The organism is Serratia sp. NA_13 (assembly GCF_052691735.1).
On the sequence record NZ_JBQZFV010000002.1, the window covers coordinates 455446 to 468935 of the forward strand.

The window sequence follows — 13490 nt, forward strand, 5'->3', positions numbered from 1 at the left end:
GAATAGCCATGGTTAACAAGGTGGCCTGGTGCGCAACGGCGGCACTGCTGCTGTGCAGCCAATGGAGCCTCGCGGCGGAGAATATGCGCCTGCACGGCGCGCTGGTGGCGGAACCCTGTGTGATCCCGCCGGGTGATGAAACGGTGGTGCTGGATTTTGACACGGTGATCGACAAGTACCTGTATATGAACACCCGTACCCCCGGCCAGCCGTTCAAGCTGCATCTGGCGCAGTGCGATCTCAGTTTGGGTAAAACGGTCCGGGTGACCTTCAGCGGCACGGAAAGCGCGGCGCTGCCGGGGCTGCTGGCACTGAACGGTGCCAGCCAGGCCAGCGGCATCGCCATCGGCATGGAGACCCCGCAGGGCGAGCCGTTGCCGATTAACCGGCAAGGCAAGGCGCAGGCATTGGTGAGCGGGGCCAACATTCTGACGGCGCAGGCCTACGTGCAGGGTGAACCGGACGCGCTGAAGCATAAAGCCATCGAACGCGGGCCGTTCAGCGCGGTGGCGACCTTTAGCCTGGAATATGAATAACCACGCGGCGGCATGGCAAGCCGCCTGGCGCTGGCTGTGCCAACGTCGCCGCCATGCGCCGCCCAATGCCGACATCTGGCATTTGCGCTTTCACTGGGCGCAGCAAGGGGAACAGCTCTGGCAGCAACTGCAAAACGGGCGTTATCGCCTGGCACCGATGCAGGTGTTGCGGCGGGGTGGCCGCAGTTGGGTGCAGTGGTGTGCGCAGGATGCGCTGATATTGAAGTGGGCCGCGTTATTGGTGGAGCCGCTGTTGCCAAAACCCGCTCGTTGCATGCACTTGCGCGGGCATGGCGGTAGCGTGGTTTCGGCGGCGGAAGTACGGGTAGCCCTGGCCGGCGGAGAATACGCTTTTGTCTACCGAACGGATATTCGCGGTTATTACCGGCACATCCGTAAACAGCAGGTGATCAGTCAACTGAAATGGCATGTGGCCGACCCGGTATTGTTTGATGTGATTCAGCAATACGTGCACTACAGCGTAGAAGATGGCGGTGAGTTTTATACCCCGCCCAACGGCATCTGCCGGGGTTGCGCGCTGAGCCCGTTGATTGGCGGCAGCTTGTTGCATCACGTAGATAATTATTTTAATGCGCAGGAGGGCCTGTGGTATGCGCGATATATGGATGACTTTTTGCTGTTTACCCGCACCCGCTGGCAACTGCGGCGCAGCGTTAAGCGGCTGCATGAATTTTTTGACCTGGGCGGCTTTGAAACCCACCCGGACAAAACCCAACTGGGCAGGATTGCACAGGGTTTTGACTGGCTGGGGGTATGGTTTACCCCCACGGGGGCCACCATAGCGCCCAGAGCGCTGGAAAACCATCGTGCACGACGCGCGCGGCTTTACGAGCAAGCTCGCAGGCAGAAGCTGTCGAAGGCAGAGACTGAGTTGCGAGTGCGGACGTACGAGGCACGGTGGACATTATGGGCACGGAGGATGTTGGGGAATAATTTCGATTGTCAATGACATACGAATTAATTAATCACATCCGGCACTCACTATAGGTCTAAGGTGCTCGACCTGCCCGATTTTCTCATACCATACAACGGTGGCACTGCCATGACCAGAAAAACACAATATACTCTTCTCTCCCTGATCCTCGTGATATGTGGGTACTCGACACCGACTTGGTCGGTCCTCTGGCCTGTTGCGACAGAGGCCAAGATCGTATCGTGCAAGGACGGCCCCCAGGGGGCTTGTAGTGGGGCCGTCATGTACTCGGGGCAAATTGCACTGATTGAGTCCGGAGTCCCACGGATTACCCGGCCAAACTCGGAGGAAGCTTTCGCCCTGTATGGTATTCATTGCGAATATGGGGGGCCTGGTCTCAGATTCTCGGGCTGCAAATGGACAAACAACAACGAACACCGTCCTACCATGAGCAAACAATGTAAATTTCGCAACCGAAAACTGGCGGACTGGTCTATTCGGGATCCCTCCGCGTGCACGTTTGGGACTACATGGGGCGCGCACGCAGGGGCTGGCCCGGGCGGAGAATGTGTGATGGCGGGTGTACTCTGGGGTGGTGGACTACACACACCCTACGGAGATATCTGGCCCGACGTCGCGGCAAACGCGGGGTCCCGTTTTTGTATCAAATCCTCTCCTCCGTCGACCCGATGTTCGGTCGGGACTCTCGACCTGGCTGATCACGGCGTGTTGCAGAATGGGGCTTGGTCTGAACGCGTCCGAACTACGGCGATCGACTGTGGGGGGAGTCCCAAAGTCGAAGTGGTGGGGGCAGATGAGTTCAACCTCGCACCGGGGGTTCTGGCGTCGGTCAAAACACACGTCGTCGGGGACTCGCAGCTGCAAGTCACCACGCGCGTGGCCGCGTCAACGGGAGAGCCGGGTATGTATTCGGGGACGGTGGTGATCGCGGTCTCTCCGAATTGACTGTGGATGCGTTCACCCCTATGGGTCAATAGACAACGATCACGACGTACAGCTCTCCGTGCTACGGTAATGCCGTGATAGCTCCCGGAGTGAACCCTCTGCTGCACAGGACTTGGGGGGGCCTGTTGTTTACGGCGGGATGGCAATTGGGGCGCGGGGCGAGTCAATATGCTGTCTTGGCAATAGTCCCGTGCTCGGGCGATGTGAAAAATAATCCGTTGACCCTGTCCACAATGGCTGCGGGGTGGTGGGGGCCCGACGGAAATCGTGATGTAGTGTCCAATTCGATTTGGTGTGCGTGCGAGGAGTGCAATCCCCCCTTGTAACCAAGGTGTGCTTCGAGCCGGACGGCGGTTAAGAACCAGGCGTGTGATGCCGATAGCAAATTAGCTGTTGCGCTGATCTTCTCTTCGCCCGGCGGCGGGCTTGGTTGAGAGTAATACCGCTCTGGATCTGGGTAACGGTGCGTATTTTAGTATTAAGGACCAGGAAAGGAAAATCGCCTTCGAAACGCCAGGCAAGTTTTGGGATAACGTGCAAAGCGGCAATCAGCAGACCGTCACTTCAAACCTAACTTAGCGCTGTGGAGGTATTAAAGATGGGTGTGGCCGGGAAAAGTATCGTGTTGTACGGTAATTCTCGTTAAGTTTTACAATAGCCGATATTTTCAAAATCACAATGGCGTTATTGGTATACCCGTCATACTTCAAGTTGCAATGCTTTGACTAGGGGATTCTCAGACCTGCCGCCTTCCTACAACCCGAATTGTTTTGGGTGTAGCGCCATTTTTTTATAATATTGCCAGGTTTTTTATGATATTCGATCGTGTTTTTTTCTTATTTATATTTTTGCTTTTTATTCCGCTGGCTATATATATCCCCAACCCCGGCGGGGTTGGGTTGGCGCTGCCATTTAATTTGCTGGTCTACGCAGGAACGGCATTATTAATGGGCGTTTGCTGGCGGGCAACACCGTTGCGCCGGATGGTGATAACGCCGACCTGTCGCGCCATATTTGTTGCATGTTCAGTGCTGGCGCTGCCGCTGATTTTTACCCGGCCCGAACGGCAAAGTGCCGCCGTTTGGCGGTTGGATGGTTTATTCACCGGAGCGGCGTTCTATTTCACCTGGCTGCTGATGCGCATGTCCGCACGCCAGCCCCATGCGATGTTGTATTTGATTTTATCGGCGGCTGCGGTCCAGGCGTTAATCGTGCTGTTGCCGCTGTTTGCGCCCGCGATTGCACAATACTGGGTCACTACTGCATGCTCACATGTATTCGGTATTTTCCAGCAGCCCAACGCGAGCAATATCGCCAACTGGGGTTCCGACCCTATCGAGGTTAAGCGGAAAAATGGTGAATGCCTGCCAATAACTCATTTTTATTAATTTGAGTCTGAAAAGCCACAGACCGGCGAAATATCGGTAGCTGGAAAGTCAGGGTAATGCGTTTATTCAGATAATGAATGAAGGATTGATCTGCGGACAATCGCTCCGTAGACAGTATTGGTAGAAATGTAGTTAAAATAATAACATGTATGATTCGATTGTTTCTTTATTTTCATCCAGGGTCTGTGATTTAACCTAACGTGAGCATGGTGTCAGCGGGTATTTCCTTAGGGAGCTGCAACGCGTGTTCACGGCGGTTCGTGGTTTCGGGCCGCAGGTTTTTGGACATTCGGCGCTTACGCGCCGATGTGAATAAAACCACTGGAGATAGCGTGATGAAAATAGGGAAGAGGGTTATTGCTCATTTGGGGTTGTGCTGCGTTTTATTGGCCTGCGGCCGGGGAGTACTGGCGCTGGAATGTCATCTTGATAGTGAGAATGGCATCACCGAAGAAAGCGAAAATATCGGTGCTTTGACCGTGGCTGCCGATTTGCCGTTAGGTAGCCGTCTATGGACGTCAAAAATTATGACGCGCAACGTAGTGTGTTGGGCTGAAGGCAGCACCAAGGGAGAGTGGGTTTATTTCTATGGCAACCCGGTGGGGGATGTGGTGCGCCCCGGCATTGGTTTGGGGTTGATTTATAACGATGCGGATCTCGGTATCGTCAAGGCAGGCAGCAAGGTGCAAACCGACATGTGGCGCTTGAAAAACAAACCGGAAAAGGGGCAGGTCAAATATCAAATTTATTTGGAGAAAACCGGAGAAATAAAAGAGGGAGGCAATGATAGGGTGGCTGTGTTCCAACTGGATGGCGTAGGGGGCATTAACAGTACGCCGGGGAAAAACTATCGCTATATCTTGCAAGGGATGGCGGGGATCAAGGTCTCGAACTGTTCGGTGACCATCAATGTGCCGCGTGAAATTGATTTTGGCGTTATCTCATCGGTTACGGAATCGGGATTGATCGCCACCAAACCCTTGAGCGTGACGGCGGTTAAGAGCCAGGCTTGCGATGCCGGCAGCAAATTAGCTGTTGCGCTGATCTTCTCTTCGCCCGGCGGCGGGTTGGTGGAGAGTAATACCGCTCTGGATCTGGGTAACGGCACTTATTTTAGTATTAAGGGCCAGGCAGGGAGAATCGCCTTCGAAACGCCAGTCAAGTTTTGGGATAACGTGCAAAGCGGCAATCAGCAGACCGTCACGTATCAAACCGAACTTAGCGCGAAGGAGGTATTAAAGATGGGCGTGGCGGCTAAAAGCATCGTGCTGTACGCCAATTATCGTTAAGTTTTACGCTTAGCCGATATTTTCATAATCACAATGGCGTTATTTTTAACGCCATTTTTTATAATATTGCCAGGTTTTTTATGATATTCGATCGTATTTTTTTCTTATTTATATTTTTGCTTTTTATTCCGTTGGCTATATATATCCCCAACCCCGGCGGTATAGGATTGTCGCTGCCATTTAATTTGCTGGTCTACGGCGGTGCGGCCCTATTAATGGGCGTTTGCTGGCGGGCAACACCGTTGCGCCGGATGGTGATAACGCCGACCTGTCGCGCCATATTTGTTGCATGTTCAGTGCTGGCGCTGCCGGTGATATTTACCCGGCCCGAATGGCAAAGTGCCGCCGTTTGGCGGCTGGCGGGCTTATTTGCCGGAGCGGCGTTCTATTTCACCTGGCTGCAGGTGCGCATGACCGCACGCCAGCGCCATGCGGTGCTGTATGTGATTTTATCGGCGGCGGTGGTGCAGGCGATAATGGGGGGAGTGCAGCTGTTTGCGCCTCAGCTTGCTCAATTCTGGGTGCCCGCAAACGGTGGGCGCGCTGTGGGGATTTTTCAGCAGCCCAACGTCACTGCCAGTTTTATCGCGACCGGATCCGCGCTGGCACTGGCGGCGTTTGTGTTGCCTGGCTTTCAGCTCTCAACGTTGGGGGCTGAACGCTGGCGCCGCCGTGCGCTGGCTGCGGCGTTGGTGCTGTTGCCGATGCTGCTAGTGTGGTTGCAATCCCGCACCGGTTGGCTGGCAGGCGTTTTGGTGTTAGGCGCAGTTCTCCTGTGCTTTGGCCGCCGTTATCCGCGGGCTGTAACGATTGCTTCAGTACTGGTTGTGAGCGGTGTCATCGCCGCAGCCATGGTGCTGTGGTTGGGGAGCGATATGCGTTACACCAGTCATACTGGCTCCAATCAGGCGCGCTTCGCGATGCTGAGCTCTACGTTGGCGATGATTGCCGAAAAACCGATCCTTGGCTGGGGGTACGGCGGCTTCGAATACAGCTTTCAGCACTTTCGTCTGGCGCAAGGTTTATCCACGCATGGCGTGGGGATTGCTCGTCACCCACATAACGAATTGCTGTTGTGGTGGGTGGAAGGGGGCATGGTCGCGCTGCTGGGTATGCTGTTGCTGGTGTGGACGGGCTTCAAGCTGGCAGCCCGTGCCTGCTGGCATGACCAGCGGACTTCTGCCTGCGGTAAAGCATCGGCGGGCGAGGCTCTGGCATTGTGTGTGGCGCTGCTACCTATTGCGTTGCATAGCCAAACCGAATACCCGTTTTACCTGTCGGCACTGCACTGGCTGGTGTTCCTGCTGCTGCTGGCCATGCTCGATCGGCTGGTCGGCCCGCGCCTTGGCTCCGGTACGGGGTTAAAACGCTGGCGGCTGCCGATGCTGGCCCTGTCACTGGCGGCGCTGTTCGTGATGGTGACCGGGTTTTACAGCGGGCAGGTATTGACCCAGGCGGAGCGCGGCGGGTTGCAGGAGATGCGGCAGGTGGACGCCTTGCCGGGTTGGGCCAGCTGGATGCATGACGATCGGCTGGAGTTTGATCGCCAGTTGGCAGGCTTGCTCGCCTTTAACCGAACGCGGGACGAGCAGCGGCTGGAAACCTATGCCCTATGGGCGCAGCGTTATCTGAATCACCGCATTGATAAAAACGTTTACGCCAACCTGTTGGTTATCTTGTATCAACAGCAACAATATGTTCTGGCCGATGAACTGCGGTATGAGGCGGCGTTATTGTTTCCCCATGACAGGCGGTTTGCGCGCTCAAGCTTCTGACGGCAATAACTGTCTACTCCAGAAATCTTTTTTACTCTCTAGCGTGTTTATCGATATGAAAAAAATATTATTGATGAGTCAATGCCAGTTCACGAGGCTGGCATTAAAGGCCGTGTTTGAAAATAAAACAGGCTATGAAATGGCATTTATTGGGCCGGATTATTTTAGCGGGGGTGATGTTGGTCAGGCGATAGTGTTAATTCATGTTACCGATGACGACTACCCAACCATTTTACCCTTGCTAAGGAGTCCTCATTTTTGCGGACATCGGGATATCATCTTCATTGCGCAAAAGCGGGTTATCGCGATCATGGAATATTTATCCATGAAAACGCTCAGGTTTATCGAGGAGGATGCAGGCGTTGAGGTGTTTGAACGTGAAGTCATAGACGGAGGGGGCTTTTCTGGCCCTAAAGGCAATCGTGAGGTTTTATCTTTTATTGAATATAATGTTCTGAAACTTATCATATTAGGCATGAGCCCCACCAAAATTGCGTTTAGAACAAGGAAAAGTATCAAAACCATCAGCAGCCAAAAAATCAACGCGCTGAAGAAGTTGGGTTTAGATAATACCCCCTATTCGTTGGTCAAACTGTCGAAGTTATTTAATTGATTTTATAGCGAATGTTTGCCGTCTGAATGGCGGTAGATAGGATTTTATTATTTAAGGAGATTAGTATGTTAAGAAATCAATGGGTGATGCAAAAGTCTCGTGAAATGGCGCTGCACTATATTGCCCACGCTGGGGTGGTGTATTCACCAGAGGAATTTATAAAAAAGGTGAGTGAAATGGAAGGCGTGTTTGCGCGCATTTTATTAGCTGAACCGAATGGAAAGCCTGGCGCATAACCTGAACACTCTTCATCTGTAGCACTATTAGTGCGCAGCTATTTAGCGGATGAAGTGCTTCATCCGCCAGGGTGATATTCTCAACTTTCCAAATCAATCCCAAAATAGCGCATCAGCGCTGCACGCCGTTCAACTTCGGAATGCAGCGTCGATTCCCGGCGCTGGTGATCTTCGGTGATGATCAGTTTGTTCTCGCTGAGGGTCACCCGGCCATTTTCCGTTGGCCGCGAGCACACCAGTCGCTGGGTAAAATGCGACTGTGGCGAGGTGCTGTGGTAGTGGCACATGCCGTCGAACTCACTCGGCTCACGGGCTTGCAGGGTAAAGCGGTACAGGGTTTTGGCATGCGAGCGGTGATCACCGTTTCTGCGCTCCAGGTAATAGGTCTCGCCTTCCTGTTCTAAATGGAAGGTGCCGCTGGTCTGCGGTTGCTGCTCGGTGGTGGTGATCTTCAGCGGCGTCAGGAACGAGTCGCCAAACCCCACGTCCACCAGATACGGCTGATCCAGCTCCACCTTCAGCGCCATATGGTCGAAGGGCGCGCCGAAGCTGCCGTCGCGGGCGCGGATCTCGCCGGAAATAAACTGCACGTTAAAACCGATGTCCTGCAACAGCAGAGCAAACAGCCGGTTCAGCTCATAGCAAAAGCCGCCGCGGTTGCGCTCGACAATTTTATTAAACAGCGCTTCTTCTTCCAGATGGATCCCCTGCTGATAAATAATGCTCAGGTTTTCAAAGGGGACCTTCAGCATATGGCCGCGGTGTAATTGTTGCAGCGTCGCAAGGTCGGGCTTGGGGATGCCTGCGAATCCAAGATGTTGCAGGTAGCGTTGTCTGTCCACGGCTTATCTCACAGCAGAAAAATTGAACATAAAATAGTTGGGTTTGGCAAAGTTGTGAGGGCAATAAGTGCTATGTCAGAACGCCGGGGCTTTGCCCGCCGCCTGCAGCAGCAAATTCACCCAGCGACGGGTGGTGGTGCTAACGAACGCGCTGTCCGCCCAGCACAGACGATATTGATAGGCGCAAGGTAGTTGCCCGTGCTCGCCAAACACCGGCACCAGCTTGCCTGCGGCTAATGCATCCTGCGCGACGGCCAGGCTGCCGAGTACAATGCCGTTACCTTCTATCGCTTCCTGCAGAGCATGGCCGACGCTGTTAAAGGTGAGAATACCGCGCGGTGCCGTGGTGCCTTCGCCAAAGGCGGCGAACCAATCTTGCCAGCCGGCGATGCCGATCTTCTGCCCGTCCTTCCAGGGCGAGTGGATCAACTGCGACAGCGCCAAATCGGCGGCCGTGATACGGCTGGGATGTGCGGCGAGAAAGGCCGGGCTGGCTAACGGCGCAAAGGCATCGGCGAGCAGCTCGCGGGAGTGCGGTGGCGGGTTGGCCGCTGGGCTATAACGGATGGCAATGTCCGCCTCGCCATTGGCCAGGTCACGCAGGCTTTCATTGGCATCCAGCACCAGTGAAACATCAGGATCGGCACGGCGCAGTGCCGGCAGGCGTGCAGCCAGCCAATGGCTGGCAATGCCCAGCGTGCAGGTCAGCTTCAGCGTTTGCTTTTGTTCTGGCCGGACGCGATCGCTGGCTTTTTGCAGCAACGTCAGTGCGCGGGTCACGTCGATAGCCAGTTGTTTGCCGGTGTTGTTGAGTGCTACCGCGTTCCCCTTGCGGTGAAACAGCTCGACGCCCAGCTCGTTTTCCAGATGACGTATCTGGCGGCTGACCGCTCCCAGCGTGACGTTCAACTCTTCCGCTGCCTCGGTAAAACTGGCGCAGCGCGCCGCCACCTCGAAAGTATGCAAGGCTTTCAGGGAGGGCAGGCGAGGTTGAGCGTTCAGCTTGAGTTTCATTCAACCATATTGCCAATCTATCGATGTTCCACAAGTGATTTTTTGCTTACTTTTAGGGCAAATATTTGACGGGAGTATTGCGTGGACATTGTGATGGGGTTGGCCGCCGCGCTGTGCTGGGGTGGCACGGATTTTTTGGTTGGTATCAACGCCCGATCGGTGGGGGTGCGCAGGGCGGTATTTTTTTCGCAGGCGATTGGCTTTGTGATTTTTACGGCCTTATTACCGGCAACTGCGGTTCCTGTCTTTGCGACTTCCGGCATGGTTTGGGGGCTGGCATTGCTGGCCGCTGCCCTGATCGTCGGCGGTTCACTGGCGTTGTCACAGGCCTTCGCTATTGGCAAGGCGGCGATGGTGGCCCCTCTGGTCACCAGCTACGGTGCGGTTACCACGCTGTTGTCGTGGCTAAGTGGTGAACCTTTGGGGGGGCTGACGCTTACGGGGCTGGTTATTTGTTTGCTGGGGGTGATGCTGACCGCCGTCAGCCCTGCTCGGCAGCCGGACAACTCTTCGTCGGCCTTACCGGCGATGGCTTTCGCGCTGATCGCCGCAGGCTGTTATGGCACCGGTTTTTGGCTACAGGGGAAATACACGCTGCCGGTGCTGGGGCCGAGTGTCAGCCTGTGGCTCGGCTATACGCTGGGGTTAACGGCCCTGCTGGCGCTGAGCGCTAACCGGCGTGCATTGCTGGCACGTCCAGGCTGGCGGCAGGGCGGGCTGTTGCTGGCTGCCAGTTTGCTCAATCTGGGTGGCTTTAGCGCCTTTGCCGTAGGGGCCGATGGCGGATCGGTGGCTGTGGTAACGGTGCTGAGCACCCTGTCTGGCGGCATTGCTGCGCTGCTGGGTGCCTTGCTGCTGCGTGAGCGGCTTGCCGCCATACAGTGGCTGGGTGTGTTAACGGTCTTGGCCGGTGCCGTGGTGCTGCATTGGCATTAAGCTCCAGGCTCAGTCAATAAGTCCTTACTCCAGCGTACCGGGGTGCATATTTTTCTGCATCCAGTGGCGTAATGACACGACGTCGGGGCGTTCGGCAGTGTCTTCCAGCGCCACCAGATAATAATTCGCACCGGGCAAAGACAAATCGAAAGGCGCCACCAGCATTTTGCGTTTTATCAAATCTTCTGCCAGCAACTTACTGGCAATAACCACCCCTTGCCCTGCCACGGCGGCCTGCAACGCATGGGTTTCATCGCTAAAATACAGGCCTCTGGCAATATTCAGGTTCTCCGGCCCGTAACCTTGCCGCCAGTGTTTCCAGTCAGGATTTTCAGCAGGCACATGCCTGTTCTCGACGTGAAACAGCGTCGTGCGATGCAGGTCATTCAGGGTATTCAAGGCCAGTGCCGGGCTGGCAACCACGATAAACCGATCTTCATATAGCAAGGTACTGTGAAGGCCCATTTCCGCGGTTTCACGATAACGTATTGCCACGTCGACGGTACGCTGCGTTAAGTCGACGCTTTGCACGCTGGTATGCAGGTGTAAATCAATCTCGGGAAATTGTGCCTTAAAGCTTTCAAGGCGCAGCACCAACCAATTGGTCAAAAAGTTCGAGGTGGTGGTAATGGTCAGCGCCGGAGGTTGTCTGGCCTGATCAATTTTTTTTACCGACTCTTCCAGGGCGGTAAAGGCGGATTGGGTGCCCGTATACAGCAAGTGTCCGGCCTCGGTCAACTTCACTCCCTGCGCGTTGCGTTCGAATACGCGGCACTCCAGCATGGATTCAATCAAACGGATTTGATGGCTGACAGCGGTGGCGCTGACATTCAGTTGCCCGGCAGCCTGCTTGAAGCTAAGACAATCGGCCACCGCATGGAAGGCGCGCAGTGCGCCCAGAGGCGGTAAACGGGAAGATTTCATGATGAGTTATTTTCATCCATGGGTGAAAACTCTGACTTTGATTGCCTGATTATATATGCGATAGGCTCAACATACCTCCTTGTAAGGATGAAATAAATTTTCTATCGCCGCTTTTATATAGTGAGGATCATTATGAGCACTTCTCCTTTATCCGTCCCTTTTGCCGCGTCTGCGCAACAGCAGGCACAAACCAATGCGGGTATTCTTTTAGTCAGTGGGCTGGTCGCGCAAGTTGCACTGTTACTAAAACTCTATGTGCTGGAGAACCCGCTGCAGCTGATCGCTTTGCTGGCATGCCTTGGTATTGCCTTTGTTTTGGCCATATTTTTAATGCAGCTGAAAGTGTTCCAGAGCAAAAGTCGCCTGAGCCTGGTACGCCATGGGTTTGTCATCAGTGCCGTCGGCACCTTGCTGCTGATCCTGGTATTGCATGGTCTGCCAAACGAGCTGCAGCTGTTTTCGGCAATGGCGATTTCCGGCCTGGGTCAGGGAATGGTTTACAGCGCCGCGATACGTCGAGGTACTAACAGCGACGGCCATGCTCTGCGCCGACGCGCGTTGCTGATTGCAGGGAGTGTCCTTACGGTTGCGGCTGTCCTGCTGATCCAATCGAGTTTTAGCGGAGTAACGGGGTTTCCCTACGCTTTTGCCATGTTGATTGACCTGTCGCTGCTTGCGGCCTTGTACGTAAGGGTGGTCGAGCTGGAGAGCTAGCCGTGGGTATGGCTAACCGGTCGCCGGATATAGGTCAAAGGATTCAGCGAGCGCAGGTGCATCTGCAATACGGTGCCACGGCGGAAGAAGTAGTTGAGGAGAGTCAGCGACAACAACTCGGTCAGCAGGGTGCTGTAGGCCGCGCCCATCATACCGTATTGGTGGATCAGACAGTATGACAGCGGAATATTGATGATAAATACCAGGAACATCTTCTTCGACAAGAAGCCGTAGCCGGAGAAAATCACAATGTATTTGTAGGCCAGAGTACCCAGAGCGGAAAGCAGGGTGGCAACTGCCAACACCCCCATCGCCGGGTAAGCCGCTAAATACTGCTCGCCGTACAACAGCACAATCACCGGTTTACCGAGCAAAAAGATGCCGGCGACGATCGCGGCGGCAATCGCCAGCACCAGCCCATTAAGTTTGGCGGCGGTGCGCATGGCGTCATCACGCTGATAAGCGAATATTTTGGCGAAAAACGAGGTGATAGCCGCGTCGGTGACAAACATCCAGGCGGTGGCCAGCGTAATGGCAACGGAGTAAATGCCCAGCGCTTCGGCGGAGACGAACCACATCAGGAACAGCTGCGCCAGCCGGGTGTAGATGGCGATGGAGACATTGGAGACCGCCAGGGGCAGGCCGCTGGCGAGCAGATAGCGCACGTATTTGCGGCGAACGCGAGCTGGTGCGACAAAGCGCGGATTACGGCGGTGATAGATATGGTGGCGGATCAGATAGGGGATCAAATAAACCATCACGATCGGGATCGCCAGGTAATACAGGTGCAGATCAAAATAAACGATCAGATAACGCACCAGCAGCGCACTGCCCAGGCCGCTGACGTTGGCCAGCGTATTGAAGCGCGACTCCAGCCGGGCATCATGATAGATGGTAAAGACGTCTCTGAGTGAGAAGAAGCTGGCGACAAAGGTGGCGGCGCAAAAGTAGAAGGTGATGAAATCTTCCCGTAGCCCGGTGTAAATCAATATTGCCGCCGAGAACAACACAAAGCAGCCCTGACGCAGCCGGTTGGTGGAAAACATCAAGGCAGTTCCCGAGGCCGGGTTGCGGCTAATCCGCTTGAACAGCACGGTATCAGAACCCAGCAGTGCCAGCGTTTGAGTAATGGCGAAAATCGCGGTGGCAAAGGTGATTTTGCCAAAGCTTTCCGGGCCGATATATCTCGCCATATAGGCGGTGATAAAAATGACGCCAAGGATAGACACCATTTTTTCGGATATCATCCAAAACGCATTTCTCACGATCTTGATATCTATGAATTTTAATTTCATGGGGACTTTCCCTGTCGCACCTTATAAT

The 13490-nt window shown here is 54.6% G+C and carries 13 protein-coding genes; 9 read left to right on the top strand and 4 right to left on the bottom strand.

The features are described 5' to 3' along the window. Window positions 1-8: 8 nt before the first annotated feature. The 7 genes from ACUTSU_RS05740 (at window position 9) to ACUTSU_RS05770 (ending at window position 7737) form a co-directional block, all read left to right on the top strand. Window positions 9-536 (top strand): fimbrial protein, encoded by a 528-nt coding sequence (locus ACUTSU_RS05740; protein WP_445649895.1) that lies wholly within the window; start codon window positions 9-11, stop codon window positions 534-536. Next, window positions 529-1506: a reverse transcriptase domain-containing protein gene (locus ACUTSU_RS05745; protein WP_445649896.1), complete on the top strand. Its 978-nt coding sequence runs from the start codon at window positions 529-531 to the stop codon at window positions 1504-1506. Before ACUTSU_RS05740 ends, ACUTSU_RS05745 begins: the two co-directional genes overlap by 8 nt. 1742 nt (window positions 1507-3248) lie before the next feature. After that, a complete protein-coding gene (locus tag ACUTSU_RS05750; protein WP_445653869.1) occupies window positions 3249-3824 on the top strand; it encodes a hypothetical protein in 576 nt (191 codons plus the stop codon). 260 nt (window positions 3825-4084) lie between these two features. Then, a complete protein-coding gene (locus ACUTSU_RS05755; RefSeq protein WP_445653870.1) occupies window positions 4085-5113 on the top strand; it encodes a fimbrial protein in 1029 nt (342 codons plus the stop codon). An 80-nt stretch (window positions 5114-5193) separates the two neighbouring features. Then, window positions 5194-6888 (top strand): Wzy polymerase domain-containing protein, encoded by a 1695-nt coding sequence (locus tag ACUTSU_RS05760; RefSeq protein WP_445653871.1) that lies wholly within the window; start codon window positions 5194-5196, stop codon window positions 6886-6888. Then, on the top strand, window positions 6857-7501 hold the full coding sequence (locus ACUTSU_RS05765; protein ID WP_445653872.1) for a LuxR family transcriptional regulator: 645 nt from the start codon (window positions 6857-6859) through the stop codon (window positions 7499-7501). Before ACUTSU_RS05760 ends, ACUTSU_RS05765 begins: the two co-directional genes overlap by 32 nt. A 65-nt stretch (window positions 7502-7566) precedes the next feature. After that, window positions 7567-7737: a hypothetical protein gene (locus ACUTSU_RS05770; protein WP_445653873.1), complete on the top strand. Its 171-nt coding sequence runs from the start codon at window positions 7567-7569 to the stop codon at window positions 7735-7737. A gap of 80 nt (window positions 7738-7817) precedes the next feature. Here ACUTSU_RS05770 and ACUTSU_RS05775 read toward each other — a convergent pair whose 3' ends face one another. After that, window positions 7818-8579 carry an arylamine N-acetyltransferase family protein gene (locus ACUTSU_RS05775; protein WP_445653874.1) on the bottom strand — a complete coding sequence of 254 codons (762 nt, stop codon included), beginning with the start codon at window positions 8577-8579 and terminating at the stop codon, window positions 7818-7820. Window positions 8580-8654: 75 nt separating this feature from the next. After that, entirely contained in the window at window positions 8655-9593 is a 939-nt protein-coding gene (locus ACUTSU_RS05780) for a LysR substrate-binding domain-containing protein (RefSeq protein WP_445653875.1), read from the bottom strand. Window positions 9594-9674: 81 nt separating this feature from the next. Between ACUTSU_RS05780 and ACUTSU_RS05785 the strand changes: the two genes are divergently transcribed. Next, the gene (locus ACUTSU_RS05785; RefSeq protein WP_445649904.1) at window positions 9675-10529 is read left to right on the top strand and encodes an EamA family transporter; all 855 of its coding nucleotides are present in this window, start codon (window positions 9675-9677) and stop codon (window positions 10527-10529) included. Window positions 10530-10553: 24 nt separating this feature from the next. Here the strand turns inward: ACUTSU_RS05785 and ACUTSU_RS05790 are convergent, their stop codons facing one another. Further along, window positions 10554-11453, bottom strand: a complete 900-nt coding sequence (locus ACUTSU_RS05790; RefSeq protein WP_445649905.1) for a LysR substrate-binding domain-containing protein — start codon at window positions 11451-11453, stop codon at window positions 10554-10556. A 132-nt stretch (window positions 11454-11585) separates the two neighbouring features. On the opposite strand from ACUTSU_RS05790, the gene ACUTSU_RS05795 reads away from it, so the two are divergent. Next, window positions 11586-12167, top strand: a complete 582-nt coding sequence (locus ACUTSU_RS05795) for a hypothetical protein (RefSeq protein ID WP_445649906.1) — start codon at window positions 11586-11588, stop codon at window positions 12165-12167. On the opposite strand, the gene ACUTSU_RS05800 is transcribed toward ACUTSU_RS05795, so the two are convergent. Continuing rightward, entirely contained in the window at window positions 12164-13462 is a 1299-nt protein-coding gene (locus ACUTSU_RS05800; protein ID WP_445653876.1) for an oligosaccharide flippase family protein, read from the bottom strand. The two genes, ACUTSU_RS05795 and ACUTSU_RS05800, sit on opposite strands and share 4 nt — an antisense overlap. Window positions 13463-13490: the final 28 nt, after the last annotated feature.

Bases quoted from the DNA above. Each gene is read 5' to 3' on its own strand.
- ACUTSU_RS05740 (WP_445649895.1), top strand. From the start codon at position 9: ATGGTTAACAAGGTGGCCTGGTGCGCAACGGCGGCACTGCTGCTGTGC.
- ACUTSU_RS05745 (WP_445649896.1), top strand. From the start codon at position 529: ATGAATAACCACGCGGCGGCATGGCAAGCCGCCTGGCGCTGGCTGTGC.
- ACUTSU_RS05750 (WP_445653869.1), top strand. From the start codon at position 3,249: ATGATATTCGATCGTGTTTTTTTCTTATTTATATTTTTGCTTTTTATT.
- ACUTSU_RS05760 (WP_445653871.1), top strand. From the start codon at position 5,194: ATGATATTCGATCGTATTTTTTTCTTATTTATATTTTTGCTTTTTATT.
- ACUTSU_RS05765 (WP_445653872.1), top strand. From the start codon at position 6,857: ATGACAGGCGGTTTGCGCGCTCAAGCTTCTGACGGCAATAACTGTCTA.
- ACUTSU_RS05770 (WP_445653873.1), top strand. From the start codon at position 7,567: ATGTTAAGAAATCAATGGGTGATGCAAAAGTCTCGTGAAATGGCGCTG.
- ACUTSU_RS05780 (WP_445653875.1), bottom strand. From the start codon at position 9,593: ATGAAACTCAAGCTGAACGCTCAACCTCGCCTGCCCTCCCTGAAAGCC.
- ACUTSU_RS05790 (WP_445649905.1), bottom strand. From the start codon at position 11,453: ATGAAATCTTCCCGTTTACCGCCTCTGGGCGCACTGCGCGCCTTCCAT.
- ACUTSU_RS05795 (WP_445649906.1), top strand. From the start codon at position 11,586: ATGAGCACTTCTCCTTTATCCGTCCCTTTTGCCGCGTCTGCGCAACAG.
- ACUTSU_RS05800 (WP_445653876.1), bottom strand. From the start codon at position 13,462: ATGAAATTAAAATTCATAGATATCAAGATCGTGAGAAATGCGTTTTGG.